The following is a 24762-nucleotide window of genomic DNA, read 5'->3' on the forward strand; positions in this document are numbered from 1 at the left end:
GTGCGCCACTCTCAGATCTCCCGAAGAAAATCCTGCCGTACGACTTGCATGTATTAGGCCTGCCGCTAGCGTTCATCCTGAGCCAGGATCAAACTCTCCATTGTAAAGTTCTTGGCTCTCCTTAACTAAAAGGAAAATAATTATCTGTACCGAATCAAATCGATATTCACAGTTTATTTAGTTTGCTGTCTTACATTACTTCAAAGAACTTTTTCAACTTCATTTAAGCTGAATTGGGGATGTTTTTTCGGCTGCTTTCAACCTTAAATCCCAAAAGCGAGTGCAAATATCGGGTTATTTTTTTAATCTGCAAAAGGAATCTAAAAATAAATTATTTTTCTTTTTTGACTCTTTTTCGAAACCGACAATCAAAGAAGCCCCTTTCAGGTGGCTTGCCGTCAGCATCTCTAACGGGAATGCAAACATAGGGCTCTTTCTTAAATTTACCAAAGCTAAGCCCTATAAATTCGAAATTATTTAATCTGCTTTTCCTTCCAAAGTGGGACAGTGCTGCATGGCTCGCCAAACATAATACTTCGTGCAGAACTCATCAGCAATTTCACAACCTCCCCATAGGCCTGCAACGGAACAGGGTACTTACTGCATCCTTTTACTACCACTGATTTACCCTGAAAGTCTAACGGATCAATCTCACTCAAAACCTTCGTCATTAAATACCTTTCCAATTCATCTAGTCCACCTACTATGGCCTCCTGAGCCACCGGAACCAGATAACTCATCACCAGCATATAGGCCCAAGTCGGCACGATGGCATCCACACTATTCGAAACCGCTACATATTTCCCCTCGTACTGCGACCAGTCCAATTCTTTTAAGGATCGCCTGAAATCCTTCTCCTTTACTATCATCTCCTGAAATAGAAAAGGCTTGAGGTCAAAAACAACCCGCTCGCCCTGTAGATAGTATTCTTCTAGATTCAATGATACAATCCCACTTTTCTCTACCCTGTTTACAATATCGCTCATGTATGCAACAATCCCTTTTTGGAGGATATAACCCTAAATTCCTTCAGGTAGTTCGGTTCAAAATAGGCTAAATCTTCGAATACCCCTAACTGATAGGACTCAAACGCAATCTCTCCTACGGTCTTTGCCGAATTGAATTGCGCGATCAACCGCATGTTTGGATGAACCAATACTCCCCTCAGCTTAGGAACTGCATCCCCTATAATATACACAGTCTCTTCATTGGCGTACCCGAAAAAGGACGCTTGATCAACAACAACCGATGTAACACCCTCTAACTCCTTGCCTTCTGAGTCAAGTACTTTGGCATATACTTCCATTCTGCGCGCATCCAAAACCGGAATCACCAAGTTTCCCTCAATCCCAAAACCCCGAACATTTCTAGCGAGAGCATCCAGGGTGTCTACGCCAATCAGCGGTAGGTCCCAAGCATAAGCCAGCCCCTTGGCAGTCGATACACCGATACGAAGTCCCGTATAGGATCCCGGACCCTTGGATACCGCAACAGCATCCAATTCAATTCCTGTCAAACCCAGTGATCCAAGCAATTCCTTCACAACCGGAATAAGCTTCCGACCATGAATATTGTCCAAATGTAACTCGGATAAGCCAAGTAGGCTACCGTCTTCATGTACCGCTACAGAACATACTTTTGCCGCTGTCTCTATTGAAAGTATCTTAGCCATTCAATTCTATCTCTTGACATCCTTTAACCAACCCCTTTTTCGTGCAAAAACCGTCCGAAGGCTACCAAAAATACCACCGCTTTGCCTCCACTTAAGCTGCAAAGTAAGGCACATACCTATCGATACAATTTCCCTGACCTGCCAACGGACCAAAAATCAGCGGAAGCCACCTTGCAAAATCACACACTATTTTTTAGGACTGAGCTTCATTGCAAACAAGCGATTGTCTCCGAGAATCTGCACCGCCTCTTCGATATCTCGATCTTGGTAAAAAGAAGCTTCTATGATTCCCTCCTGAAAATAGTACCTAGAGACGATTTCCTCCCGTAGTGCTTTTTTAATTTCTTCTTTAAACGTAACCAAATCCTGCTCCTTGCTGTGATGAACACTCTTCTTGAGGGACGCTATTTCTCCTTTGATATCTTCGTAGTATTTCTCCTTTTCGGCAAACTTCTCCAAATCCTCAATTGCCCGTTCCACCCTGGTGACATAGTCATATTCCTTATCCCCCAACCAGTCTACAAACTCCTGATACATTTTGTCTGTAATTTGAAAATCCTTTGGGTAGGGAATTTCTGCATGCTCCAAAGAGAACTTGTTCGCATACTCAAATACCAAGCTCCTTCCTACGAGGCTGTAGGTTATAGGGGCAAAACTTTCAACCGCTACCAGCTGGTCAGGCTCTATACCACCTCCGTCTAGCACGATTCGGCCATTTTTCGTCGTAAATTCTTTCCTTAAAGAGTCTGCCACACTGCGCCCGTTCCCTTCTTCGTCTTTTAAACTGTAATCAATCGCCTGGATACACCTACCACTGGGTATGTAATACTTGGCTGTTGTTAACTTTACTTGGGAATTATACGAAAGAGGAATAGTGCTTTGCACCAATCCTTTTCCAAAGGTCTTCCTTCCCACTAACACTGCACGGTCGTAGTCCTGCAATGCACCCGCAACAATCTCTGCGGCAGAAGCACTGCGCTCATTGATCAATACAACCAAATCCATTTCCTTATCCACTGGAGACTTCTCGGTCTTATAGACAGTATTCACGGATTGCAACTTTCCAATAGTACGAACTACCTCTTTGCCCTTGGGCACAAAAAGATTGACGATGTCAACAGCCTCTCTTAGGATTCCTCCTGGATTATCCCTCACATCCAAGATCAGCTTTTTCATACCCTGTGCCTTTAATTGAATCACCGCATCTCTCACCTCCGCGGCGGCGTTGGTCGTGAAATCGCTCAGCTTTATATAACCCGTTTCAAGGTCGATCATTCCGAAATAGGGAACGTTACTGATAACAATCTTACGTCGGGTAAGGTGAAACTGAAGGGTGTCTTCTCCACGCTTTACCTCTACCATTAGGCTGGTGTTTGCCGGACCTTTCAATAACTTGGAAATATCGGATGTCGCCTTCTCCCTCACATCTACCGAATCAACCCGCAGGATCTCATCCCCTATTTTCAATCCAGCTGCCTGCGCCGGAAAACCGGTATAGGGCATTAGGATCATGTTCGTGCCCGTCCTATTTCCGATCAGCGCACCAACTCCTCCATATTCGCCCGTCGTCATCATCCGAAAATCATCCTGCTCTTCCTCAGGAATAAATTCCGTATAGGGATCCAACTCCTCTAGCATCGCCTGAATGCCCACCGTCACGAGTGCATCGGGGTCAATTTCATCCACATAATAAGAATCCAACTCCCGAATCAGGGAAGCAAAAATATCCAGGTTCTTAGCGATCGCAAAAAGCTTGTCGTTTTTGAAGGTAAACGCAAAAGCCAAACTGAGTCCGAAAACAATGGATAAAAAGAGAGCTGCTTTCTTCGGATGGATTCTTTTTGAGGTGGGCCGCATGGTACTTGGATAAATTAGAGTTTATTCAATTTTTTTAGAATGGTGGCGATTTTCTTGCTTATTTCGTCGTATGCTATTAAGTCAGAGGATACGTAAATAAGTCCGATATGTTTATGAGGGCCAGATTTTTCCGCCAGTAAATGTTTGTTGAGCCGGTAGGCTTCGCGAACTCGCCGCTTTACCCAGTTTCTGTCGGTAGCCTTCCGCAACTTCTTCTTTGAAACAGAAATCAGCACCTGATCGGTTCCGACAGACTCTGAGGCCAAAAAAATTACTTTAAACGGGTATAAAAAAAAAGAGGAACTTTTATCAAAAAGTTCCTTAATAGACTTTCTGGAATGCAATCTTTCCGATTTTGGAAATTTACGATCCATACCTTGGAGATGCTTAAATATACCCCCTAGACATACACTATTACTTCTTAAGTGTCTTCTCAGAAGAAACGGTAAGTTTGTGCCGACCTTTTGCCCTTCTTGATTTCAGGACGTTTCTTCCATTCGCAGTAGACATCCTTTTTCGGAAACCGTGCTTGTTTCTTCGTTTTCTACGGGAAGGTTGGAATGTTCTTTTCATTTCTTTATCTATTTAATTCTTATAAGACTCTATATCCGACAGTAAAAGGAGTGCAAAGATAGACAGGTTTTTTTTATTTACAAACCAGGCAATTACTTTTGTTTTACAAACGTACCCAAGCACCCATGCAATACGAGATCTCCCAAGAAATCCCTACCTCCCAATTCATCCGCATCCAACTGCAAATCGCCTGCCAACAAGACGAGCCCATTTCACTACAACTGCCAGCATGGAGACCGGGCAGGTATGAACTGGCCCATTATGCTCAGTATGTCCGAAGAATCTCAGTCCATGTCAACGGCGAAAACGTACCGTTCCAAAAACTCACCAAAGATCGATGGACATTCCGGGCTGGAAAAGCAGGCGACTACGTGGTAGACTACGAATTTTACGCCGGTCAGATGGACGCAGGAGGCTGCTGGGCTGACACAGAACAGCTTTACGTGAACTTTAGCAACCTCGCATTTGACATTCAAGGCCGTACCGAAGAAGAAATAACCATTAGTTTACGGGTTCCAGGTCACTATCAAGTGGCAACAGCCCTAACACAAACCTCACCTTTTGAATTTTGGGCATCAAACTATCAGGAATTAATCGACTCCCCATTTATCGCCTCCCCAACTCTGAAGCACGCAACCTACCAAGTGGCAAACACCCTTTTTCACTTGTGGTTTCAGGGAGACATACACTTCGACATCCCTGCACTGATCGAAACCTTCCGTGCCTTTACCGCACGGCAGATAGATGCATTTGGCGATTTTCCAGCTGAAAACTACCACTTCCTCTACCAGCTTCTGCCCTATACGCATTTCCATGGAGTAGAACACAAGTTCTCCACCGTCATCACTTATGGCTCAGCGATGCTGCTGCAAGACCCTACCGAGATGGCCGAACTCGTTGGCGTGAGCTCGCATGAGCTCTATCACTTTTGGAATGTTTGCCGTATCCGGCCTGCTGCCATCCTTCCTTACGATCTTTCCAAAGAAGCTTACCTCCAAGAAGGCCTCATCGCAGAGGGCGTGACCACTTATTTGGGGGACATGTACCTATTGCGATGCGGAGCATACTCCATGCCTCAATACCTAGATGAACTCACCAAGCGAATAAACCGGGAGACAGTTAGCCAGGGCTGGAAATACCAATCGATCGCCGATTCCAGCTTTGACTTATGGCTCGATGGATACAAGGTAGGCATTCCAGATAAAAAAGTAAGTATCTATAACCGGGGAGCATTGATATCCTTGTGCCTGGATCTGATTTTATTGGATCGGCAGTCGTCTTTAGAGGACGTGATGAAGCAGATGTGGAATACCTATGGGAAAACCGAAACCGGCTATACCCTGAAAGACTTTGAGTCGATCGTAAGCGCCTGCGCGGGAGACATCCCCTTCATTTCTGCCTTTTTTCAGCGGTTTATCTATGGCACCGAGGACCTGCTCCCAGTATTGCGTGAATGTTTAATGTGGGCTCATATTGCTATACGTCCCGACAACTTTCCCGATAACCTGGGTACATATTACGGTATTATTTTAGACGATTCGGACAAAATCACCCGACTACACCCGGATGCGCCAGCATACCACAAACTCATGCGAGCAGACCTTATCGGCAAAATTGAACTTACAAGTAATGGCCTGAAATTAGACGTAACCCGAGGTGGCAAGTCCCTATCTATAAGCTTGCCAAAAACTAACCGAACCTATTTCGACAATTACGAACTGGTATGCGAAGAAGCCAATAACCCACTAAGAGACCTGTGGATGCGTTGACACGAAAAAAGCCCGGAGTCCACTACTTCCGGGCTTTTTTCAGGTATATATCAATCAATAAGGAATTACTCAAAAAGTGAATTATCTAATTGATCGTTAAACTTAGCCAAAACTAAGGTAGCCTCTATTGGCATCGGCAGCATGGCATTGGAGATGGTCATTTTATAAGGTATCTTGAGTCCATCCACTTCCCTGTAGTCACTGTAGGATATATCTCCTGCCTGTTCGGAAGACGTACGCAGCTTCAGTCCACTTTGCACGCTGTAATATTCCTTGGTTTCTATGCCACCCTGCGTCACAATTTTCAACACATAGGCCTTTTCGCCTTCTACTTCACTCTCTCCTTCCGAAGAAAGCGTGTAGCCCAACCTTTCGTAATGGATTTCGGGAAAGACATAGATCTGTGCGTTGACGGCGTCCAACTGCTCAGACTGTAGTTCCTGTACCTGTCCCATTGCAGAAATGAAGCCCTTTCCATCTTTTACAATGGTTTTTTGCATCACGTTTCCGTTCATGGCGGTTTGTTGCACCAGCCTCTTATTCTCCTGGTCACTGGTAGAGCTGATTTCCAAGGTCATACCTTGTATGTTCGCTTCCATCACCATTACCATGTTTTTGACTGCGTTGATTTTATCTAAGCCACCGACCGCCGTCACATAATTATTGATGATTTCTTCGGGAGATTTATCCTCCACCGAATACCCTGGCCCATCGGAATAGGCAAACAACCGGAAGGTGCTTTGAAAAAGCACCGCTAGTGCAATTAGTTTGATGGATCGTTGCATGTGTATATTGGTTTAGGTAAACAAAAAAAACAATTATTTCAGGTCTTGGTCAGAAATCGATCCATTGACCTCTAATTCCTTCACTTCAAACTCCAAGGGAACTGGAATCATAGGGCTTTGTACAGAAAGTGATACCGGCAGAAGCACCCCCTCAAAGGCCTCATAGCTCTTATAAGTCGTCTCTCCACTGAGGCTATCATCGCTTCGCAATTTAAGCCCAGTAGCCACGCTGTAATAATTTATCAGCTCTCCGCCGGTAGGATTGGCTACAATCAGTTTGTAAGCCGCCTCTCCTTCGACTTCGGTGACTCCGTCTACCGTAAGGGTATACCCCATTGTCTCATAAAACAGCTCGGGTACGGACCACATGGACATTTTCAAATATTCAAACTGCTCATCAGGTAAGGTTTGGGATTGACCCATCGCACTGACGGTGGCTTTTCCATCCTTCATCACGGTCTTACTCACCTCGGTGCCACCCATCAGGACCTTTTGCACCATAATTTCATTTGGCGTGTCCTGTACGGTGATCATAGTGATTTGATTTCCTTGAATCTCAGTAGCCAACTCCATCTTGACCGTCTTTATCCCTTCTGCGGCACTCGCCCCGCCGATTGCTTGCAGGTAGGCTTGCAGGATACCAGACGCATCTAACGCTTCCTCACCCAGATCAATTTCTTTTTCCACATCCCCCATATTGGTATACCGAGTGAGATCCCCAAACACTTGGAGCTTTTCCCCGATCTCACGCCCATTACCCACCGCAGTGATGTACAGGTTGTCCGGCATGAGGTACTTCCGAGCCGCCTTATTGACATCCTCCACCGTTACTGCATTCAACTGCTGTAGGTACGTCGCATAGAAATCATCCGGTAAGCCATACCTCTCGGTATTGATGGCAAAACTTGCTATGGTAGACGGACTCTCTAGAGATCTGCCAAAAGAACCCCCTAAATTCGCTTTGGCGGCCTGAAGCTCATCCTCCGTGACTCCATTTTCGGCCAAATTTCTAATTTCATAGATCATCTCGTGAATGGCGCTGTCAGTGGCGGTCTGCTTCACACTGGCCCTTGCAGAAAAGCTGGTTACCAACTTATCCGAACCGATAGAGGAATATGCACCATAGGTATATCCCTTGTCTTCCCTTAGGTTCATAAACAAACGGGAAGATGCGCCTCCACCCAGTACATAGTTCATCAGTCGAGTTACGAAAAAGTCGGGATGACTGAGCCTCATTTCCAACGGATAGGTAATATTAACCACGGTTTGCACGGACGAGGACCTATCCACCAGGGCCACTTTGCTGGCTGGGGGCACAGTAGGCATGGCATAGCGATGGCTAGGCACTTCTCCTTTTTCCCACTTGCTAAAATGCTCTCTCACCAGCGTTTCCGCTTCCTCGGAGGATATGTCCCCTACAATTGCCAAATAGGAAATATTTGGTTTAAAATAGGTTGCATAGTATTGCTTGATATCTTGAGTAGTAATATGGTTAATGGTAGCTTCGCTGTACGTCTCGCCGTAGGGGTGATCTTTGCCATAGTTTAGGGCTGCTGTAAGTCTCCCTGAAATGGAATTCGGATCATCTTTACTGGCTGCCAGACCGGAAATCGCCTGCTTTTTTAATTTATCCAACTCATTTTCAGGAAAAATGGGATTGTACAACACATCAGTCATTAGCTCCACTATTTTGTCCCTATTCTTCGTCAATGCAGATGCAAAGAGTGACGTAGACGTTGCGCTCAGGGACGCACCGATAAAGTCGACTTCCTCGTCCAGTTCATCTTTACTTCTGCTGGCAGTTCCCCCCATCATCATGTCTCCGTACAAGTCCAGCATCCCTGCTTTTTCACCCTGCAACAAGGGGTCTCGGTCCAGAACCAGTGAAAAGGCGATCCTCGGTAGCTTCCTGTTTTCCACCACAAATACCTTTAACCCATTGGGCAGTGTGAAAGACGCCACATCTCCAAGCTTGATTTCTGGGGCTGGACCAGGTTCCGGATAGGTCGAACGATCAATTTGAGCCCCCGCCACTTGGACCAATACCACCGATAAAATTATTAGTAACAGCTTTTTCATTTTTTCTATACATTTTGAAGGTGAAAAATGGTTACTCTGCTTGAGCAGATTTAGGTAGATAATAAAGCACCACGCGACCATCTAAGTTGATGTATTCATTCGCTACCCGCTGAAGATCCTCTCGCTTTACTTTTCGAAACTGATCCAATTCACGGTTGATATAATCTGTGCTTCCAAAGAACACGTGTGCTTGAGCCAGATTCTGTGCGATACCATCCATGGAGCTGTTTTTGCTAACCAAATCATTCTCAATGATATTTTGAAGTTTTTGGAAATCGTTTTCCGATACCCCATTTTGCTGCACATCTACAAGGAGCCTATCGATCTCCGTTTCTAACGCATCAGGCTCTATGCCCATATTCGTAAGCGCATACATGATGAAAACGCCCCCATCTTCCAGGTCTAGGGGAATGGCCTGAACCGCCAGTGCTTTCTGTTGATTATCTACGAGCTCTTTGGTCATCAAAGAAGAGTTCCCCCCGGTCAAGTACGTGGACAACATCTCCATTGCATAGGAATCTGGATGATTTTTTGGGGGCAGGTTATACGCCTGAATGATCGCAGGAATTTGAATATTATCGTACACCACATCGCGGACCTCCTCTTTCTTTCTCGGTTCCTTCACGTTGGGACGGTAAAAATCGGACGGTCCCGAGGGAATTTCTCCAAAGTAAGCCCTTACCCATTCTTCGGCCTGTACATAATCAATGTCTCCCGCGATAGTCAGCGTGGCGTTATTAGGCACATAGTAGGCTTTGTGAAACGCGATAAACTCCTCCAGTCTAGCTGCATCCAGATCTTCCATGGACCCGATTACCGGCCACCGGTACGGATGTTCGACAAAGGCGCGCTTCATGGTTTCAGGCAGGATGGTTCCATAGGGGCGATTGTCGTAGGACTGCCTTTTTTCCTCTTTGATCACTTCCCTTTGAGTATCTACCCCGACCTGATCTATTTTGGGATGTAGCATTCGCTCGCTCTCCATATAGAGTGCTGTCTCCAGGTAGTTGGAGGGGACAATCTCGTAATAGTAGGTGATGTCATTGGAGGTAAACGCATTAAGCGTACCACCTATCGCCTGGATCTTATTCATGTACTCGCCGCGACCAATGTTTTCCGTACCCTCAAACAGCAGGTGTTCAAAAAAATGCGCAAACCCCGTGCGGTCCGGCTTTTCATTTTTTGAACCAACATGGTAGAGCACCGACACGGCGACAATCGGCGTACTGTTATCCTGATGCATGATCACATGCAGGCCATTGTCCAGCGTAACCTCCTTAAATTCAATGGTGTTTTGGGCATACAGCGAGAAGCTGCATAAAAATGCCACCCACGTGTAACGGATCGTTCTTTTCATAAGATTATCATTTGTTTTTTAGTGGTCTAACTTTTCGCTTGCCAAAGATCGGAATTGCCTGATACTCGTCCCAGGAAAACCCCGTACCTGCCTGCCAAAAAACAGGTCGTATATAATCATCCCATTGTGTGACGGATACGTCATGTTCAGTCTCATTTACAGGATATGTTATTTGGTCTACATATCCCTATGCTCATTAATCAGCAGCTCTCTACAAAATCAATACCAACTCAAAACTCCTAAACCGGGCGTAATTGTTCGAAAATCTGGAAATAAAAATAAAAAAAGAAAAATCAAAATGAAACCACCAATATTAATTTCATTTAAAACTTTTCTTTTAATGATTCTAAATCCCGAATTGCCTGTAAGGTAATCGTTTTATGGTCCTGTAGTTCGAGCATCAAGCGATCGCTCCAAACACCTTTCTGACCTAGTAATTGGTCGTATTCCCGCACAGCCTTCTCCTCACCGGTAATGCAAGCCTCGCATACCTCCTTTTCGTTGTCGTGATTGAGAGAGGTTTTGAAGTTCATCCAAGAACGGTGAAAAATCCCCAGCAGACTACCCTCCTTCACAGGATTGCCACCCAACAGCCTGATCTCTACCTTAACTTCCTCCGCGAGCTTCAAACGTTCCTTGGCCTGATTGATAAAAAACCGCTTCAGCTCCTCATTGGTCACATTGCGCGCAGCATCCCTATAGCCCTGTATGGCGTCATAGTTCCGTTCTAGCAAATCATTGAGGTCGTGTACAAGTTCTTTCTTGGGCTTCATAGACGGTTATTTTTTTACCCAAATAACGCCATATTAACTGAAACGGGAAAAAAATCCCAGATAAAAACCGACTACTTTGGGGGAGGAAGAGGGATTGCTCCTAAAAACCTTCCGCTACGCCCCAAGGGCATTCTATCCGATCCACTCCGATGAATGGTTTCTCACTTAGTGAAAAAGAGCTGGAACGTATTTCGCCCCAGCCCTTAGTTTGCTGACTATTAAAAATTCAGCTTAATATTCAGGGAAACATTCCTCCCCATCTGATGTATACCCAAGGGCCGGTACAGGGACATATGATCCAAGAATGTTTGATTCAATAGGTTGGTCCCATTGACATAGGTCTCTACCCGCTGACCACCAATCATCAGGCTACCACCAAAGTTCAGGCCCAGAAGGTAATATCCCGGGGTGGCCTCTTCCATCGCTGCTGCCCTATCTTGGTCAAAAACCAGCACCCCTGAAATCCCGATATACGGCTTTTTCAAACTGGCCAAATCTTTTAACTCTACTGTCAGGTCTTGGTTCCAGCGAAATGCCGGGATATAGGGCAAATAGGAATTATCTGACCGTCTCTTACCTATAACCATGCTGTACGAAGTAGATGCAGTCAGCCACTTCAGGGCTCTCGGGTGAATTTCCAACAAAGTCTCTCCCCCGTAGAGCCTGGCGTTATCCTGCTCAAACTGCCACAGGATCAGATCCCCCACATTTTCGCCGATCGGGGCAAAGAAAATGTAATTATCTACTTGGTTATAAAATACTTCTCCGGAAAGAGAGAAGTCTTCCGAGCTGTACCTAATTCCCAAGTCTCCCTGTAGGTTTTGCTCCCGCCCAAAACTGGCATTTCCCCGCTCGAACCGGGATGTGCCGGGGTGTGGGCCGTTGGAATACAGCTCAGCTAAATCCGGTGCCCGGAATCCAGAAGCCACATTCAACCTCACCCGCCAGTTTCTATCCGGCCGAAAAGTCGCCCCACCACTGGCAGTGATTCCGTCAAATGTACTGGTAAGTTGCCTGTCTTCCGGCTCGCCGGGAAGCAGGAATCCGTAGTCAACAAACATCTGCCTGCTCGCGTCTGCCACCACCCTCCGGAAATCATACCTCAATCCACCCTGAAGAACCCACGCATTCTTATTGAAATTCAACAGCCCATAGATAGACCGATCGTCCTTGGTGGCGTCGGGAATGAGGATCTCTTCTGCGGCTTCCTGATTCTGGTTTTGAAGGTAAAACCCCTGTATACCGAAAATCGCCTCTGTGCTTTGGCTGATTCCTTTGTAGTACTTTATGTCATACATGAAGTTTTGCTGGTTAAGCCCCAAGTCCACCTCGTCAAAATCGTCTTCGACTTCTTGTCTGAAATTCCAATGGTAGCCCAGCGTAATCTTCAGCTTATCTTCTCCCAAAAATACGTTGGTCTCCGAATTTAGAAAATGATCCTTTACATCCTGAAAAGGCAACTGTAGGCTGCGGTCATTTCGGGTAGTAACCAGTTCATCCATCTCGTCCTCTTCCAATATCCCTAAGCGCTGGGCCAAGTAGGTATACCGAATCCGGGTATCGCCCCATTTTCGCTGCAATCCGAGGCCTGCTTTGATATTTTGTGTAGCAAAGCGTGTGTTGCCCACAGCATTCCCATCTCCATCCAAATAATCTGCATGGGATTCCGTCGCTGCGCGCAGGGACCACAAAACTCCAGACGTTGTCGCCCCTTTCACCCCGGTCTCCACCCGGCCTCCCAACGAGTTGGAATACCCTCTGAGGGTCAGATCTCCCTCCACTTCTCCTACACTAGCGTCACGATCTTCAATTAGATGCACTACGCCAGCCATGGCCCCGGAACCGTAGATGATGGATGCAGGGCCCTTGACTAACTCTATACTGCCTATGCCGGTTTCAGTCATTCCCAGACCATGATCGGCCCCCCACTGTTGGTTTTCAAACCTGGCTCCTTGGTAAACAGATAAAACCCGGCTAAAGGACAATCCGCGGATCACCGGCTTGCTGATTCCCGGTCCAAGCGAAATCTCACTTACTCCGGGCGTTCTTGCCAAGGCAGACATCAGACTAGGCGCAGGTGCCTTGAGGATGGCCTCTCTGTTTATTTTTTCAATTGAAATGGGTGAACTTTCCTTGCTCATCACATAAGCACCGGAAACGACTACCTCATCCACTGTGGTGGTAGTCTGCTCCAAAGAAACGGTCAACTTGGCCTGCTTGGACGGATTTGTCCTCAAAATAACCGAACTATACCCTACAAAGGTAAACTGCAGGGTAATCTCCCGTGCAGGCAATAGAGCTAGCTGAAATGATCCATCCAAATTCGTAACCGAACCTCTGTTTAATTCCGGAATAAACACGGTGACACCCGGAATGGGCTCTTTGGTATCACTATCTAACACAATGCCTGATAAACTATTGGTATCGGATTGGCCATTGCCCACCTGTAGCAAAAACAGGCAAGCTATCGTAAAGAGTAATTTCATCTGTCTTATAATTGTTTTTAAGCCGTCACCAGGTTCCTACACGTGCACGAACATCCCCTGGGGGAGGCTTGCATCGCGTCTTTCTGCCGACTGGCAGGCTGGATTCAAGGCTGACTTCTAGAATAAATGTCTAATTAGCCGGAAAACCATCTTCCACTGGCCCAAGTAGAACCAAAATGGTGGCTATGACCGATTATGCCGCCCATAGTTGCATACAGATAATCTGTGTACTTAAGGGGTAACTATCGGTAATTAGGAAAAATGGCTTGGAGGACCACGAAGGGAAAGTACCGTCTGACATTCAAATGCAGGAGCGACAAATACGTACGAAATATACGGGCAAACGGAAGTAGAAAGGGCCTGCTCCATATACGAAACCCTGTCTGGCAAAAAATACTGTGCGTGGGTAACCAAATCGAGCAAAATAAGCTCGTTTTCTGTGTGATCACGCTTTTGTTCCTCTTCCTCCGAAAAAAACGGATGCGCGTGGCGAATCGTTTCGCCAGTCTCCAGATCATGCTCATGGTAAAAAAAGATATTATTTGCCAACATCAAAAAAATCAAGCCTAGAAAGGCATGACTGATGGCTGGCAATATTTTTCTAATCCAATGCATTGATCTAATCCGAAATTACGAGCATTTTACGGAAGTTATTTGGGTAAAGTTAGAGAAATAAACGAACTCTTCAAAATGTAACCGAAATCCAAGGTTTTTTACTGCCGAAAATCCCCTGACCATCGTCGGTTGAGCAATATTTTTTATTTTTGAGGCATGGTTGATTTTGATTTTGCACCTGACACCTATTTCAACGGAACCGGCCCTAGCGCACTTATCGTCAAGCTAACCTACCCAGAAAGCACTTGGGGCGAAGAGATATCACTCTATGCAACTACCGTGGATGGGGTCATCTACTACGAGGCCATCGATTTTTACGGAAATGAATTTTCGCTGAATCCCGATCACTCTAAAAAGCCCTTGACCCTACAGGAACTTATCTTGCTTATCGAACGACTGGAGGTACAGCCCGGGACCGGGCTAGGTAATGTAGAATTAACCCTCTCCGGCATTCCCAACGCTAAGAGCAACCTTTATCCGCAGCTTGAGCAGTTTTTTGCTGGAAAACGAAAGCATTTTGGCTACTAGGTCCCCCCTCCCAAATGATGGGTATTAGCTGATAAATCCATTGCTTTTTCTAATTTTGTTGCGACTTATGGCAAATATCTACCTAATCGTTTTATGCATCGTCATCGGTGTATTTTTAAGGAGAATCAAAGATTTTCCAGAAAATGCCCCCCGTACACTGAATGCATACCTGATTTACGTGGTACTACCTGCCATATCCCTACTCCACATTTCCAAGGTAGAAATAAGCTTGGCCATCCTGTTGCCCATACTGGTCGCTTGGATTATTTTCCCCTTGACCTGGGTGCTTTTTGGGACTGTCGGCAGGAAATTTAATTGGAAGCGCAACACCATCGGATGCCTCATTGTGTGCGGCGGGTTGTCCAACACTGGGTTCGTAGGCTATCCGATCATTGAGGCTATTTACGGAGCTGAGGGCTTAAAGATCGCTGTACTGATCGATCAACCAGGTTCGTTCATTGTCGTCAGCAGCCTAGCCATCATCGTCGCCTCAATCTACGGTTCGGAAAAAATGCGGAAGAGAGATATTTCCAAAAAGGTGCTGTTTTTTCCTCCCTTCCTTTTTTTTCTGGTAGCCGTCACGCTGAATATAGCGCAAGTTGAAATCCGGGGAAGCTTTGAGACTATCTTGGAGAGTCTGGCTTCCACCCTAACACCGATAGCTCTCATTGCCGTGGGCATGCAGCTACAAATTAACCTCAAAGACATCAAAGACCATTACCTCTGGTATGGCCTTGGCTACAAATTGTTTTTGGCTCCCTTGGTAATCTTTTTACTCTATGGATTGCTTTTGGACAAAACAGGCGATCAGGGACTAATCTATAAGGTAAGTGTGCTCGAAGCAGGCATGGCACCCATGATCACCTCTTCCATCATCGCCACTACCTACGATCTGAGGCCTAAAATGGCCTCTTTGCTAGTAGGATTAGGTATCCCGCTATCGTTTTTTTCATTGGCGCTCTGGTACTATCTGGTAGAAAACTTTTAACCATTCAGGGTTTGGGCCTCGTAAGACCACGTAGCAATCCCCGCACTTCTTCCGCTGCCTTTTCCTTTGTCTGATCCAACACCCTGTCAGCCTCTGCCCTTACGCTATCTTTGACAACCTCCGCACGCTCTTTAATCTCTTGACGGAGGCTATCTTCCTTTGCCTGAAACTCAGCGGCTACCTGTTCCTGCACCCTTGCTCCGGTTGCAGAAACCCTCGAACGGAGCGCATTGGCCAAATAGGTATCCAGCCCTTCACCTGTTGCCAATCCGATCCTTGGATTTCCATAAGTTCCACCAATATTAATCGCCAGTGGTATGGATGTTCCTCGCAGGTCTGAACCGGTAAGTCCCGAAACCAAACTGTTGATCTGGGAACCAAATTTTTCAGCGGGAACCTGCATAGATACCAAGTAGCTGATGGAACCATCAAAGCCAGTACTTCCCTGAATACGGGTTTCGTAGTCCCAGATCCGAAGATCAAAGGGGGGGACTTTTAACATCCCATCCTGAATCTCCACCTGAATATTGAACGGACGCAGATTCAGCGTGGCGGTATCGTTTAATTTGGTGAGGGTAGTGATGCCCTTTATTAACTGACTATCCCGAATGGCAGTCTCCGCCATCCTGACCAAACCCTTCCCATCCAAAGAAGACAATACCGGCATCATATCTTGCCCCAATAGTCCGGACAAGCCAAAGCGGGTAGTAAAAGTACCGGTGACATGCTCGGCAACGGGAGCAAAGGCTTTTACTGTATTGAAGCTTCTAAAAGCCTCCTGCACACTCAACGCATTCACATCGAATACAAAGTCAAACAAGGGAGCTTTTACATCCTGACTGTTGTAAGACCCGGAGAAACCCATTTGTCCACCCAAGGTGTTGGTCGAAAAGTCTCGGAATGTTAATATCCCATCATTTAGCTTCATCACGCCCCTCGCATTTTTCAACACCAAGTTGTCATACAGAATTTCACCTGCGTCAATCGACATAGTAAAGTCCACATTTCTGGGCAATTCGACGACTTGGAGCGGTTCCTCCGAAGAAACGGGTTCACCCGTAGCCGTTAACCATTCATTAACGTCAAAACTCGATGACTGTAAATCTAAATTTCCTGTGAGAACTGTACCGGCTTCTCCTAACATAAAACCTAGGTAGTTCGAAAGCCTACCCGTTGCCGTGACGGGACTTTTGCCGAGCCGGGCATCAAAAGTCTTCAACTGAATGAAACTGGGAGAAAAATCAGTGGTTGCTTCGCGAATTCGAATGCCTTGGGGTAAATCGGCAGTAGCATAATAAAAATCACTGACGACTACATCCCCTGCCACGGATACGCGATCGTAACGAGCGGCTTCTACATCCGCATAGCTTCCGTCAGAATCGATGTCAGCTCGAATCTTCCCTTCCATGATAACGCCTTCCATCGGAAAAATTGCGATCAGTTTACCCAAATCCACCGAACCGTGTACGGAAAGATCCCAAATGAGCTTATCCAAGTCGCGGATGTTCAGTGACCCGTTAACCGGTTCACCGTCCAGCTTGAAGCCAAATGAGGGAATATCGACCACCAGGTCGCTTATCCGGCCGGTTGTATTGGTTATCTGCGTACGGATTTCCATATCTTCTATGGCTGCGGGATATTCCACACTCTTTACGTAGCCGTTGGCGAGGCCGATATGGGCATTAATGGTCGGTATGGTATTGGCCACACTGTCATAACGCCCTTTTGCTGCTGCATCCACCGACATGCTACCTCTAAGCTGCATCCCCTCCAAAGGGAAAATGGATGTTAACTCCGCTAGATCTAACCTTCCTGACAACTGCCCGTCCATGTCGTAATGGATCAGGTTTTCTACAAGCAAGCTTCCCGAAATCGGCTGATCTCCAAAACTCAGCCTAAAATCCGAAAGATTGATGGCAGTTTGCTCAAGCACCCCCGAAGGATTGTCCACCAGCAAATCAATATGTACCTGCTGAACAGGCCTAGGCAGGTCGGGATATTGAAACATACCATCTGCAACCTTAAGCGCCAACTGAAAAGCAGGCATCCGATCTTCTGAATAAAGCCCACGAACGAACCCCTTAAAATCCATTTGACCGGAGGTCTTCAACCCAGAAAATGAGTCAGTGTACATCCCCGGAACCAAGGACAACAGGCTCTTAAACGTATTATCCAACCCATAAAAATCCAGATCAAAAGCAATCCCCTCTTCCGGTAGCCCTATGGATCCATCGAGCCCAAACCCAAAATCATTCAGCGATGCGGAGGCATCTCCGAACGCAAAAACCATTCGATCTAAGTCGACATTGATTTGGGTGTCTATTGCCAGTTTTTTATTAACCAGGTAATTAGAGCCCTCGTAATCCATACGGATAAGGTCTCCACCTCCTGTGACCCCCAGATCGTACACGTCCAACGTAAAGTCACCCGTCCCCTGCAAATCCAAGGACCCCAATGCCAGGAAAAAGTCTAATTCCCGATCATCGTAAATAAAACCCAAATTCTTGACTTCAATGCGGTTCACACCGATCTTGAACTCGGAGGAGCCACTTGTTTCCTCGGTTTCAGAAGGAATGGTAATATCGTAATTTGCTTGCCCATCTGACAGGACTTTGATATACACGTTGCCATCTTCCAATCGAATGCCGGTAAGCTCAGGATAATCCTTAAACAACACGGAAAACAAGTTAAGATCTACCCGCAGGCTACCCACATCCACTAGGGTATCTAAAGCGAAGGGCTCATTTCCCACAATACCAAAGTCGCCCAAGGTAGCTGTTATATTCGGAAATCGGCGAATGGCACTTATCCCTACTTTGTCGTAATCAAAGAACACCCGGGCATTGATGGAGGCTGCAATCTCCTGCTCCACCTTCTGAAGGATCTTATCTTTGAACAACCAGGGAACCGTGATCAAGGCAATCAACACCACTGCAAAAAAGGTTAGAATGATGTAGGATATTTTTTTCATGTGTCTATAATTGTTTTTCAGCGGTCACATGGAATCTCGCATGGTTGATAGTCATCCCAGTGTGTGACGGCTGCGTCATGCTCGATTTCATCTGTTTACAACTGTTTATTAATGGTCTCCCCGTTTACTCGGAAAGGCCTATTGAAGTTTACATCCGTGTGCGGACAAGGATAATCAAATGTGGAACGATCATCCCATTGTGTACCGTTTGACCGCATCATGGCTCAGGCAAACTCTACGTCAACGGAACGATGGAGTTTGACGAATTCAAAAAAGAGGTTAGGACACTCCATTTAGCTCATTAAACGTAGATGGAATAATTTCGGCTAACAATCATCAAAGATTGTGCCCATGGCAACTATAAAATATCAGCCTCTGTAAAAGAAAGCGCTATCTTCCCTAAAAAACGCTGCAACGCTCAGTTAAATCAAAGGTCGAAAAATTATTCTATACCAATAACCCAGTCCTAAACTGACATGAGCTTAAAATGAAAATCGCCGTACCCATTTTTAACGTGCGCGATTTCTCTCCGCAGGTGATAAACGGCCTCCAATAGCTTGGCATTTTTTAATTTTCCGGCATCAATGGCCTTGAATCCGATCAGCTCAATCAACCGCTTTAAGATCAGTCTGCTTTCCACACCATCCCCGCAGAAATAGGTTTCCTTGACCAACTCCAACGGGTCTGATTTGGGATACTCAAGGCCGAGATTATTAAAAGCCTTGTAGAGTGATTGGTGGTTGGTCTGCTCTAAAATAAACCCCGTGTTGCATCCAAGCTCATTCTCCGAAGTGCCATTGGTACAATCCACGATGATCTTATTGACCGTATCAATGGAATTCATTGCCGCGCATATTTGTGGTAGTACGTCGTTGTCACTGCAGATGAACACGATGTCTGCCCTTTCGATGGCTTCCTGAAAGGTAAGCATGGATTGATTCTGCATTTGAAGGATCTTCCAGGCAATTTGACCTGCATGAAAACCCTCCCTGACGCCAAAAACCACGTCCATCCCCCTTGCTAAGAACTTATTGCCTAGCGCAGTGGCAAGATTGGTACCTCCTAATATAGCTAACTTCATGGTGTTCGTTTGCGATGAGATGTGGTAAAGCCCGCCAAAACCCCGGCCAACGAAATGGATGATTAAGCGTTTGACCTATTTCGGATATTAGCTAAGCTTTTGTAAGCGTAATAATCACACGGAAAGTAAACAGTTATTTTTCATATAACCAAATAATTTGTTCAAAACAAGTTATTTGTAGTTAAAATCAATATGGCGGTGTATGGACACCGATCTATTTGCCAAAACTCTTCATCTGAAAAAAACCGCTGCTATTCCGCAAGCGACCAAATAATCCGAGGGCTCAGCCATATTGCTGAGATACATACAGAGAAACACGTTTATGCCCTAGTCGCTTACTCCCTCCATGATTCTCTTCATCAATTCAAAAAGTTCTGACCTACCTGTATCGAGGCTCGCAGCCTTACCGAACTTATGGTAAACCACGCGGGCACAAACTCCTTTTGTATCCAAAAAACCAATCGAAGGGAACACAAGCAGGGGAACACCGAGCAATATGGCCTCCGCAACTGAATTGGTGCCTCCGTGACTCAACGACAAATCAGCTTGCCTCAATAAAAAAAGTTGAGGTAAAAACGTTCGAATATGGACATTGATTGATTTTGGACGTAAGATGGATGCAACCACCTCCGGTACCTGTACAAAAAAATACCAATTGGGGTTGTCCTGCCCGATAGCAATGATATTCTCAAAAAATTCGATCAATACTCCCGTTGGCACGAAATCCAGCACGACTGTTCCTAGTGATACATATATTAATTTATTCCCCTCTCTGGATTTTGCTTTCTTTGCTATAAAGGCAACCGCAGGATCGATCTGTTCATCTCTATCCAAACGGACACTCCAACCTGCATATCTCTCCCAAGGCTTCAACTTCTGGCCAGGAAAATCAAATGATTCAGGAACGCAATAATATTTCGTCAGATTGGAAAACATGGGTATCGATTCAAAAAAATTCCAAATGGCAAATCTTTCCGGTAACCTCATTTCTTCTGATATCAGCACCATTAACTCCCTCACTTTTTTAGTGACGACTGGTTCAAAGCATTCTGTTTCTAATTTTTCCCATTCCTGTGGTGCATGTTTGCCTGGCAAGCTGAACCGTTGCTGTGGCGGAATATCAGTGGATTTCTGAGCAGGAAAGGAAGGGCTCAAGATGGAGACCTTACTCATATCAACCAATTCCCATACCAAAAGCAAATCAGCCGCACAGAAATCATCGAAATACACTAAGTCCGGATTAACCTCTTCGACTATTCCACGAAGTAGGTCCTTTGATTTGTTAACTTCGATAAGCGTCTTCTCCCAACTCCACGATTCCTTTATCGACTTCCGCACCAAAGATCCCAGCCTACCCCGATCCCAAAACAAACAGGGATAGGAAAAGGGAAAGGGGTGTTCTGCAGAAATTACATAGATCACCTCATGCCCCTTGGCACGATGCTTCTCCGCAAAAAGCAAACTTCGATTCAAATGGCCAATAAAATGTGGGAAAAGAAATAAGACTTTTTGCATACGTTTATGATCGCTTATTTAATGAGCATTTGGCCTATTCAAGTTTGAATGGAATAGTTTTGCTCGTTGAATGACCACCCCATACTATTGCAAATTGGCAACGCTTATAATCAACGTAGCAAGCAATTTAGCAGCTTTTTCGCCGAGTTGCTAACAAAAAATGGGGGAATCCAAAAGGCATGTAGATTCACAAAATAACTCATAGCTATAAGTTCTTACTGCAATCAAATGGTACCCGCGTAAGAAATGTATCTACACAATGGGATGATAATAATTCATTAGACCCAGCCGCAGGAATGCATCCCGATAGATCGGAATAAAGTATAGCTGCTAAAACACACATATTAAAAAGTGAAAATACTTGGTACAGGCTCAAAAGGGGTTATTGGCAATGCTGTCAAAACTAAAGCTATGGGAAAAACCGTATTTGGTGTAGACCTTACCCACTATTTGGGGGAGCGTGGCTTTATCCGAAAAATCTACGATGGGAATTTGGAATATGCCCGGTGCGATATCAGCGAATACCGTTAGCTAAAAAGAGTTTTCTCAGATGCAGGACCATTTGATTTGGTTTACAATTGTGCTGCAGAATTTGGCAGATAGAACGGCGAGGATTTTTACGAGCAGGTCTGTAAACTGCAAATTCTGTTACCACTCATTAATGCAAATTCCCATCACGGTATTTACCTCTCATCTCCGATCCTCCACCTTTCTTTTAGATGCGGTGGATACCATTTCGGCTATAAGCGATTACTTTGTACCAGGGAGAACCTACAACATCGGGAACGACGATCAAATAGAGATCTGTGAACTTGCTAATACCGTATGGGAACTTACAGGTGCGCCACGTTCTTTGATCTCTTTTAAAGACCGAGAACCACAAACCGCGCTCAAAAAAATGCGGACTTTTTTTTAGCTGCAAAAGAGCTTGGACACAAATGCTGAGTCCATCTTTTAGATGGACTCGAAATGACGCTACGGTGGATGAAAGATTTCTATCAACTAGCATAACCAAAGCTCTCCCCAACGACAGATTTCGTGTATCCCCCTTCTACCTCGGAGACGAGAATTTGCGGCTCAACCCATTCTTTTTTCATGCCAAGTTATTTTTTTTCTTTCGCCAAAATACAAAATAATTCTAACACACAAGTCACCTAGTCTCAAATTTTACTTAAATACCCCCTGACTAGGCATCATTAATCTGAAGCTTCAAAAAAAATGCCTCAGGACCCACCTCCGTCGCCAACCCCGAAGGTAAAGGTCTCTGTATTTGCTGTACTAACACCAGAAAACACACCCATTGGCAACATTACTGGTTCTACCCACTCTTTTCTCATCTCCGTTTCGTTTTTCGTAGCAGTAAATTTAACCTTATTTCCAAATATTCAAGTTTTCTAGTTACTTTTTCGCCGCTAACCCCTTCAGTTTATCTAGAACAACCCCGTGAACCTTCCCATTCGAACCAAATACCTCGCCCCCGAATAAAAAGTTGGATCCACCCCTAAAATCACTGACTTGCCCACCAGCTTCCTCCAACACCAACGTTCCGGCAGCAATATCGTACGACTGTAAGTTGTATTCAAAGTAGGCTTCTACCCGGCCGCAAGCGACATAGCATAAATCTACCGCTGCACTGCCTATACGCCGGAGTCCGTGGCTGCTCAAAACCAGGTCCTTGAGCAAATCAAAATGTACCTCCAATCGATCGCCTAGGTGATAGGGAAATCCAGTCGCAATCAAGGACTTGGAAAGTTCATCCGCCTCACTGACCTGAATCGGCTTGCCGTTGCAATAGGCACCACCCCCTCGGTAGGCCGTAAAACACTCGTCCCTGCCCACTTCATAGACCACACCCAACATTACCACGCCATCCTTCGCAAGTCCGATAGAGACTGCGTAGGAAGGAACTCCATGCACAAAATTGGTCGTTCCATCCAAGGGATCTACAATCCACTTCCAAGGGGTATCTACCTGTTCCACGGTTTGCTCTTCGGTGATAAAACCGGCTTCAGGAAAAATTAGCTTGAGCGCTTTAACGATGATTTTCTCTGCTTCTTTGTCCACGTAGGAAACCAGATCATTGAAACCTTTGTGTTCTACCTTACCTGCATGAAAATGCTCCCGCTCCTGGCGAATGAATGTTCCAGCTTCTTTTGCCGCTTCCACGGTAGGCTGTATCAGCGAATGTAAATCCATAGTAATTTGAATAGTTTATTAGTTACTTCGTAGTGGTGACAGGCGCTTTGCTGAATCTACTCGTACCCACCTGTTGTTAGATCCCCCATTGTAGAGTAGCCAAAACGACAGATGATGGATACCTCAAGCCCGACCGCCTGCCACAGTCAATACGATCTCCCCTTTGATGGGGTGATTTTCATAGTATTCGATCAACTCAGCAAGCGTTCCTCTGACGTTTTCCTCGTATATCTTCGTCAATTCCCTACTGACGCATGCCATCCGATCATGGCCAAACACTTCAGAAAACTGAACCAGCGTCTTCAATAACCGATGGGGCGACTCATAAAAAACCATGGTTCTGGATTCTTCCACCAACGCTTCTAAACGGGTCTTTCTCCCCTTCTTATGGGGAAGAAATCCCTCAAAAACAAAGCGATCTATGGGGAGGCCTGAATTCACCAACGCAGGAACGAAGGCGGTGGCCCCTGGCAAGCAGTTAACCGTAAACCCACGCTCTCTCAGTTCCCGTACCAACAAAAATCCCGGGTCAGAAATCGCTGGAGTGCCCGCATCACTGACCAAGGCCATAACAGCACCTTGTTCTATCCTAGCGACGAGGCGCTCCACGGACTTGTGCTCATTGAAGATATGGTAACTTTCCAATGGCTTTTTGATCTCATAGTGCTTTAGGAGCTTTCCCGAAGTCCTGGTGTCCTCGGCGAGTATGACATCCACCGATTTTAACACATTCAACGCACGCAGCGTAATATCCTCGAGATTACCAATGGGCGTGGGAACCACGTACAGGTGGGGTGTCTCTGTCATTATACCAACTGATCAATTGCCCGAGCCAGATCCCAATCCTTTTGGGTCACCACGTGCCCCTGATCGTGTGAGGTCAGGGAGATGGAAACCTTGTTATAGGAATTAGACCAATCCGGGTGATGTCCGTGCTTCTCCGCTAAAAAGGCCACCCTCGTCATGAAAGCAAATGCCTCCGTAAAATCACCAAATTCAAAGGACTTGGCCAACTGATTATTTTCTTCCGTCCACATAGGCTTTTGTTTTTTAGGTTTAAAGAGCTATTACACCCTCGATACGGGATGCACGTAGGTACACGTCAATGATCGCCTCACTGCTTGGCATCAACGCCTGAATGGTGGCGCTGACATAGGTTCCTTTGGACGATTCTTTCAACTTCATCTCGTTATTCGGCAAAAGGGATGCTACCTCAGCCTCGCTTCCTTTCGGTACAATGAACTTAAACATATACAGCGTCGGAAAGCTGGATTGTGCATCCAGCCTCTCCCTAAAGGAAGTTATATCAAACTTCTTGTTCATACCACCACTTTTTTATAGGTAACGCCTCTGAGGATTAATTAAATCCATATGAAAATCGAGTAGGAAGATAGGGATTAGTTCCCTATCTGTCCTCTCACACCACCCTGCGTACCGTTCGGTACAGGGCGGTTCTTTAAGTTTTGACTCTAACCTTTTGGTAGTAATCTGATAAGAACACATATCCTGCTTGCCTA

At 45.6% G+C, this 24762-nt stretch carries 22 protein-coding genes and 1 rRNA gene; 4 read left to right on the top strand and 19 right to left on the bottom strand.

The annotated features are described in order from the left end of the window. From JJU34_RS08140 to rpmH, 6 genes are all read right to left on the bottom strand, one after another. Positions 1 to 104 (bottom strand): 16S ribosomal RNA (locus JJU34_RS08140); the annotation flags it as partial. A gap of 369 nt (positions 105 to 473) precedes the next feature. Continuing rightward, positions 474 to 986: a DUF2480 family protein gene (locus tag JJU34_RS08145; protein WP_228691853.1), complete on the bottom strand. Its 513-nt coding sequence runs from the start codon at positions 984 to 986 to the stop codon at positions 474 to 476. Then, a complete protein-coding gene (gene tsaB, locus JJU34_RS08150; protein ID WP_228691854.1) occupies positions 983 to 1672 on the bottom strand; it encodes a tRNA (adenosine(37)-N6)-threonylcarbamoyltransferase complex dimerization subunit type 1 TsaB in 690 nt (229 codons plus the stop codon). The genes JJU34_RS08145 and tsaB overlap by 4 nt, the downstream gene beginning before the upstream one ends. Positions 1673 to 1858: 186 nt before the next feature. Further along, positions 1859 to 3529, bottom strand: a complete 1671-nt coding sequence (locus JJU34_RS08155) for a S41 family peptidase (RefSeq protein ID WP_228691855.1) — start codon at positions 3527 to 3529, stop codon at positions 1859 to 1861. A gap of 14 nt (positions 3530 to 3543) precedes the next feature. Continuing rightward, on the bottom strand, positions 3544 to 3903 hold the full coding sequence (rnpA, locus tag JJU34_RS08160) for a ribonuclease P protein component (RefSeq protein ID WP_228691856.1): 360 nt from the start codon (positions 3901 to 3903) through the stop codon (positions 3544 to 3546). A 40-nt stretch (positions 3904 to 3943) separates the two neighbouring features. Further along, complete coding sequence (gene rpmH, locus JJU34_RS08165) at positions 3944 to 4102, bottom strand: 50S ribosomal protein L34 (RefSeq protein WP_228691857.1); 159 nt, start codon at positions 4100 to 4102, stop codon at positions 3944 to 3946. 125 nt (positions 4103 to 4227) lie between these two features. Here rpmH and JJU34_RS08170 point away from each other — a divergent pair, with 125 nt between their 5' ends. Beyond that, entirely contained in the window at positions 4228 to 5871 is a 1644-nt protein-coding gene (locus JJU34_RS08170; RefSeq protein ID WP_228691858.1) for a M61 family peptidase, read from the top strand. Positions 5872 to 5936: 65 nt separating this feature from the next. Here JJU34_RS08170 and JJU34_RS08175 read toward each other — a convergent pair whose 3' ends face one another. From JJU34_RS08175 to JJU34_RS08200, 6 genes are all read right to left on the bottom strand, one after another. Continuing rightward, positions 5937 to 6656, bottom strand: coding sequence for a peptidase, M16 family protein (locus JJU34_RS08175; protein ID WP_228691859.1), 720 nt, complete (start codon positions 6654 to 6656; stop codon positions 5937 to 5939). Positions 6657 to 6689: 33 nt separating this feature from the next. Further along, positions 6690 to 8735 carry a pitrilysin family protein gene (locus JJU34_RS08180; RefSeq protein ID WP_228691860.1) on the bottom strand — a complete coding sequence of 682 codons (2046 nt, stop codon included), beginning with the start codon at positions 8733 to 8735 and terminating at the stop codon, positions 6690 to 6692. 31 nt (positions 8736 to 8766) lie between these two features. After that, positions 8767 to 10092 (bottom strand): pitrilysin family protein, encoded by a 1326-nt coding sequence (locus JJU34_RS08185; RefSeq protein WP_228691861.1) that lies wholly within the window; start codon positions 10090 to 10092, stop codon positions 8767 to 8769. 323 nt (positions 10093 to 10415) lie between these two features. After that, positions 10416 to 10865, bottom strand: coding sequence for a PA2169 family four-helix-bundle protein (locus tag JJU34_RS08190; protein ID WP_228691862.1), 450 nt, complete (start codon positions 10863 to 10865; stop codon positions 10416 to 10418). 218 nt (positions 10866 to 11083) lie between these two features. After that, positions 11084 to 13351, bottom strand: a complete 2268-nt coding sequence (locus JJU34_RS08195; protein WP_228691863.1) for a TonB-dependent receptor — start codon at positions 13349 to 13351, stop codon at positions 11084 to 11086. A 252-nt stretch (positions 13352 to 13603) separates the two neighbouring features. Then, entirely contained in the window at positions 13604 to 13966 is a 363-nt protein-coding gene (locus JJU34_RS08200) for a hypothetical protein (protein ID WP_228691864.1), read from the bottom strand. 156 nt (positions 13967 to 14122) lie between these two features. Between JJU34_RS08200 and JJU34_RS08205 the strand changes: the two genes are divergently transcribed. Together JJU34_RS08205 and JJU34_RS08210 are read left to right on the top strand one after the other, a co-directional pair. After that, positions 14123 to 14494: a UDP-glucuronosyltransferase gene (locus JJU34_RS08205; RefSeq protein WP_228691865.1), complete on the top strand. Its 372-nt coding sequence runs from the start codon at positions 14123 to 14125 to the stop codon at positions 14492 to 14494. Between the two features lie 67 nt (positions 14495 to 14561). Then, positions 14562 to 15482, top strand: a complete 921-nt coding sequence (locus JJU34_RS08210) for an AEC family transporter (protein WP_228691866.1) — start codon at positions 14562 to 14564, stop codon at positions 15480 to 15482. A 4-nt stretch (positions 15483 to 15486) separates the two neighbouring features. Here JJU34_RS08210 and JJU34_RS08215 read toward each other — a convergent pair whose 3' ends face one another. The 3 genes from JJU34_RS08215 to JJU34_RS08225 all read right to left on the bottom strand — a co-directional run bounded on the left by JJU34_RS08215 (position 15487) and on the right by JJU34_RS08225 (position 21049). Then, positions 15487 to 18453 carry an AsmA-like C-terminal region-containing protein gene (locus tag JJU34_RS08215; RefSeq protein ID WP_228691867.1) on the bottom strand — a complete coding sequence of 989 codons (2967 nt, stop codon included), beginning with the start codon at positions 18451 to 18453 and terminating at the stop codon, positions 15487 to 15489. Positions 18454 to 18919: 466 nt separating this feature from the next. Next, positions 18920 to 19534 carry an NAD(P)-binding domain-containing protein gene (locus JJU34_RS08220; protein WP_228691868.1) on the bottom strand — a complete coding sequence of 205 codons (615 nt, stop codon included), beginning with the start codon at positions 19532 to 19534 and terminating at the stop codon, positions 18920 to 18922. Positions 19535 to 19861: 327 nt separating this feature from the next. Then, entirely contained in the window at positions 19862 to 21049 is a 1188-nt protein-coding gene (locus JJU34_RS08225) for a glycosyltransferase (protein ID WP_228691869.1), read from the bottom strand. A 661-nt stretch (positions 21050 to 21710) separates the two neighbouring features. Here JJU34_RS08225 and JJU34_RS08230 point away from each other — a divergent pair. After that, a complete protein-coding gene (locus tag JJU34_RS08230; protein ID WP_228691870.1) occupies positions 21711 to 21965 on the top strand; it encodes a hypothetical protein in 255 nt (84 codons plus the stop codon). Positions 21966 to 22447: 482 nt separating this feature from the next. Here JJU34_RS08230 and JJU34_RS08235 read toward each other — a convergent pair whose 3' ends face one another. From JJU34_RS08235 to JJU34_RS08250, 4 genes are all read right to left on the bottom strand, one after another. Beyond that, a complete protein-coding gene (locus JJU34_RS08235) occupies positions 22448 to 23245 on the bottom strand; it encodes an inositol monophosphatase family protein (RefSeq protein ID WP_228691871.1) in 798 nt (265 codons plus the stop codon). 123 nt (positions 23246 to 23368) lie between these two features. Continuing rightward, entirely contained in the window at positions 23369 to 24052 is a 684-nt protein-coding gene (gene rsmI / locus JJU34_RS08240) for a 16S rRNA (cytidine(1402)-2'-O)-methyltransferase (protein ID WP_228691872.1), read from the bottom strand. Beyond that, positions 24052 to 24282, bottom strand: a complete 231-nt coding sequence (locus JJU34_RS08245; RefSeq protein WP_228691873.1) for a 4a-hydroxytetrahydrobiopterin dehydratase — start codon at positions 24280 to 24282, stop codon at positions 24052 to 24054. Before JJU34_RS08245 ends, rsmI begins: the two co-directional genes overlap by 1 nt. A gap of 19 nt (positions 24283 to 24301) precedes the next feature. Then, complete coding sequence (locus tag JJU34_RS08250; RefSeq protein ID WP_228691874.1) at positions 24302 to 24568, bottom strand: DUF493 family protein; 267 nt, start codon at positions 24566 to 24568, stop codon at positions 24302 to 24304. Positions 24569 to 24762: the final 194 nt, after the last annotated feature.

The organism is Lunatimonas sp., from assembly GCF_020832325.1.
Classification (GTDB): Bacteria; Bacteroidota; Bacteroidia; order Cytophagales; family Cyclobacteriaceae; genus Lunatimonas.

What these genes read in the sequence shown, in the direction of transcription:
- JJU34_RS08145 (WP_228691853.1), bottom strand. Translation starts at nt 986, where the DNA reads ATGAGCGATATTGTAAACAGGGTAGAGAAAAGTGGGATTGTATCATTG.
- tsaB (WP_228691854.1), bottom strand. Translation starts at nt 1,672, where the DNA reads ATGGCTAAGATACTTTCAATAGAGACAGCGGCAAAAGTATGTTCTGTA.
- JJU34_RS08155 (WP_228691855.1), bottom strand. Translation starts at nt 3,529, where the DNA reads ATGCGGCCCACCTCAAAAAGAATCCATCCGAAGAAAGCAGCTCTCTTT.
- rnpA (WP_228691856.1), bottom strand. Translation starts at nt 3,903, where the DNA reads ATGGATCGTAAATTTCCAAAATCGGAAAGATTGCATTCCAGAAAGTCT.
- rpmH (WP_228691857.1), bottom strand. Translation starts at nt 4,102, where the DNA reads ATGAAAAGAACATTCCAACCTTCCCGTAGAAAACGAAGAAACAAGCAC.
- JJU34_RS08170 (WP_228691858.1), top strand. Translation starts at nt 4,228, where the DNA reads ATGCAATACGAGATCTCCCAAGAAATCCCTACCTCCCAATTCATCCGC.
- JJU34_RS08175 (WP_228691859.1), bottom strand. Translation starts at nt 6,656, where the DNA reads ATGCAACGATCCATCAAACTAATTGCACTAGCGGTGCTTTTTCAAAGC.
- JJU34_RS08180 (WP_228691860.1), bottom strand. Translation starts at nt 8,735, where the DNA reads ATGAAAAAGCTGTTACTAATAATTTTATCGGTGGTATTGGTCCAAGTG.
- JJU34_RS08185 (WP_228691861.1), bottom strand. Translation starts at nt 10,092, where the DNA reads ATGAAAAGAACGATCCGTTACACGTGGGTGGCATTTTTATGCAGCTTC.
- JJU34_RS08190 (WP_228691862.1), bottom strand. Translation starts at nt 10,865, where the DNA reads ATGAAGCCCAAGAAAGAACTTGTACACGACCTCAATGATTTGCTAGAA.
- JJU34_RS08195 (WP_228691863.1), bottom strand. Translation starts at nt 13,351, where the DNA reads ATGAAATTACTCTTTACGATAGCTTGCCTGTTTTTGCTACAGGTGGGC.
- JJU34_RS08200 (WP_228691864.1), bottom strand. Translation starts at nt 13,966, where the DNA reads ATGCATTGGATTAGAAAAATATTGCCAGCCATCAGTCATGCCTTTCTA.
- JJU34_RS08205 (WP_228691865.1), top strand. Translation starts at nt 14,123, where the DNA reads ATGGTTGATTTTGATTTTGCACCTGACACCTATTTCAACGGAACCGGC.
- JJU34_RS08210 (WP_228691866.1), top strand. Translation starts at nt 14,562, where the DNA reads ATGGCAAATATCTACCTAATCGTTTTATGCATCGTCATCGGTGTATTT.
- JJU34_RS08215 (WP_228691867.1), bottom strand. Translation starts at nt 18,453, where the DNA reads ATGAAAAAAATATCCTACATCATTCTAACCTTTTTTGCAGTGGTGTTG.
- JJU34_RS08220 (WP_228691868.1), bottom strand. Translation starts at nt 19,534, where the DNA reads ATGAAGTTAGCTATATTAGGAGGTACCAATCTTGCCACTGCGCTAGGC.
- JJU34_RS08225 (WP_228691869.1), bottom strand. Translation starts at nt 21,049, where the DNA reads ATGCAAAAAGTCTTATTTCTTTTCCCACATTTTATTGGCCATTTGAAT.
- JJU34_RS08230 (WP_228691870.1), top strand. Translation starts at nt 21,711, where the DNA reads ATGCAAATTCCCATCACGGTATTTACCTCTCATCTCCGATCCTCCACC.
- JJU34_RS08235 (WP_228691871.1), bottom strand. Translation starts at nt 23,245, where the DNA reads ATGGATTTACATTCGCTGATACAGCCTACCGTGGAAGCGGCAAAAGAA.
- rsmI (WP_228691872.1), bottom strand. Translation starts at nt 24,052, where the DNA reads ATGACAGAGACACCCCACCTGTACGTGGTTCCCACGCCCATTGGTAAT.
- JJU34_RS08245 (WP_228691873.1), bottom strand. Translation starts at nt 24,282, where the DNA reads ATGTGGACGGAAGAAAATAATCAGTTGGCCAAGTCCTTTGAATTTGGT.
- JJU34_RS08250 (WP_228691874.1), bottom strand. Translation starts at nt 24,568, where the DNA reads ATGAACAAGAAGTTTGATATAACTTCCTTTAGGGAGAGGCTGGATGCA.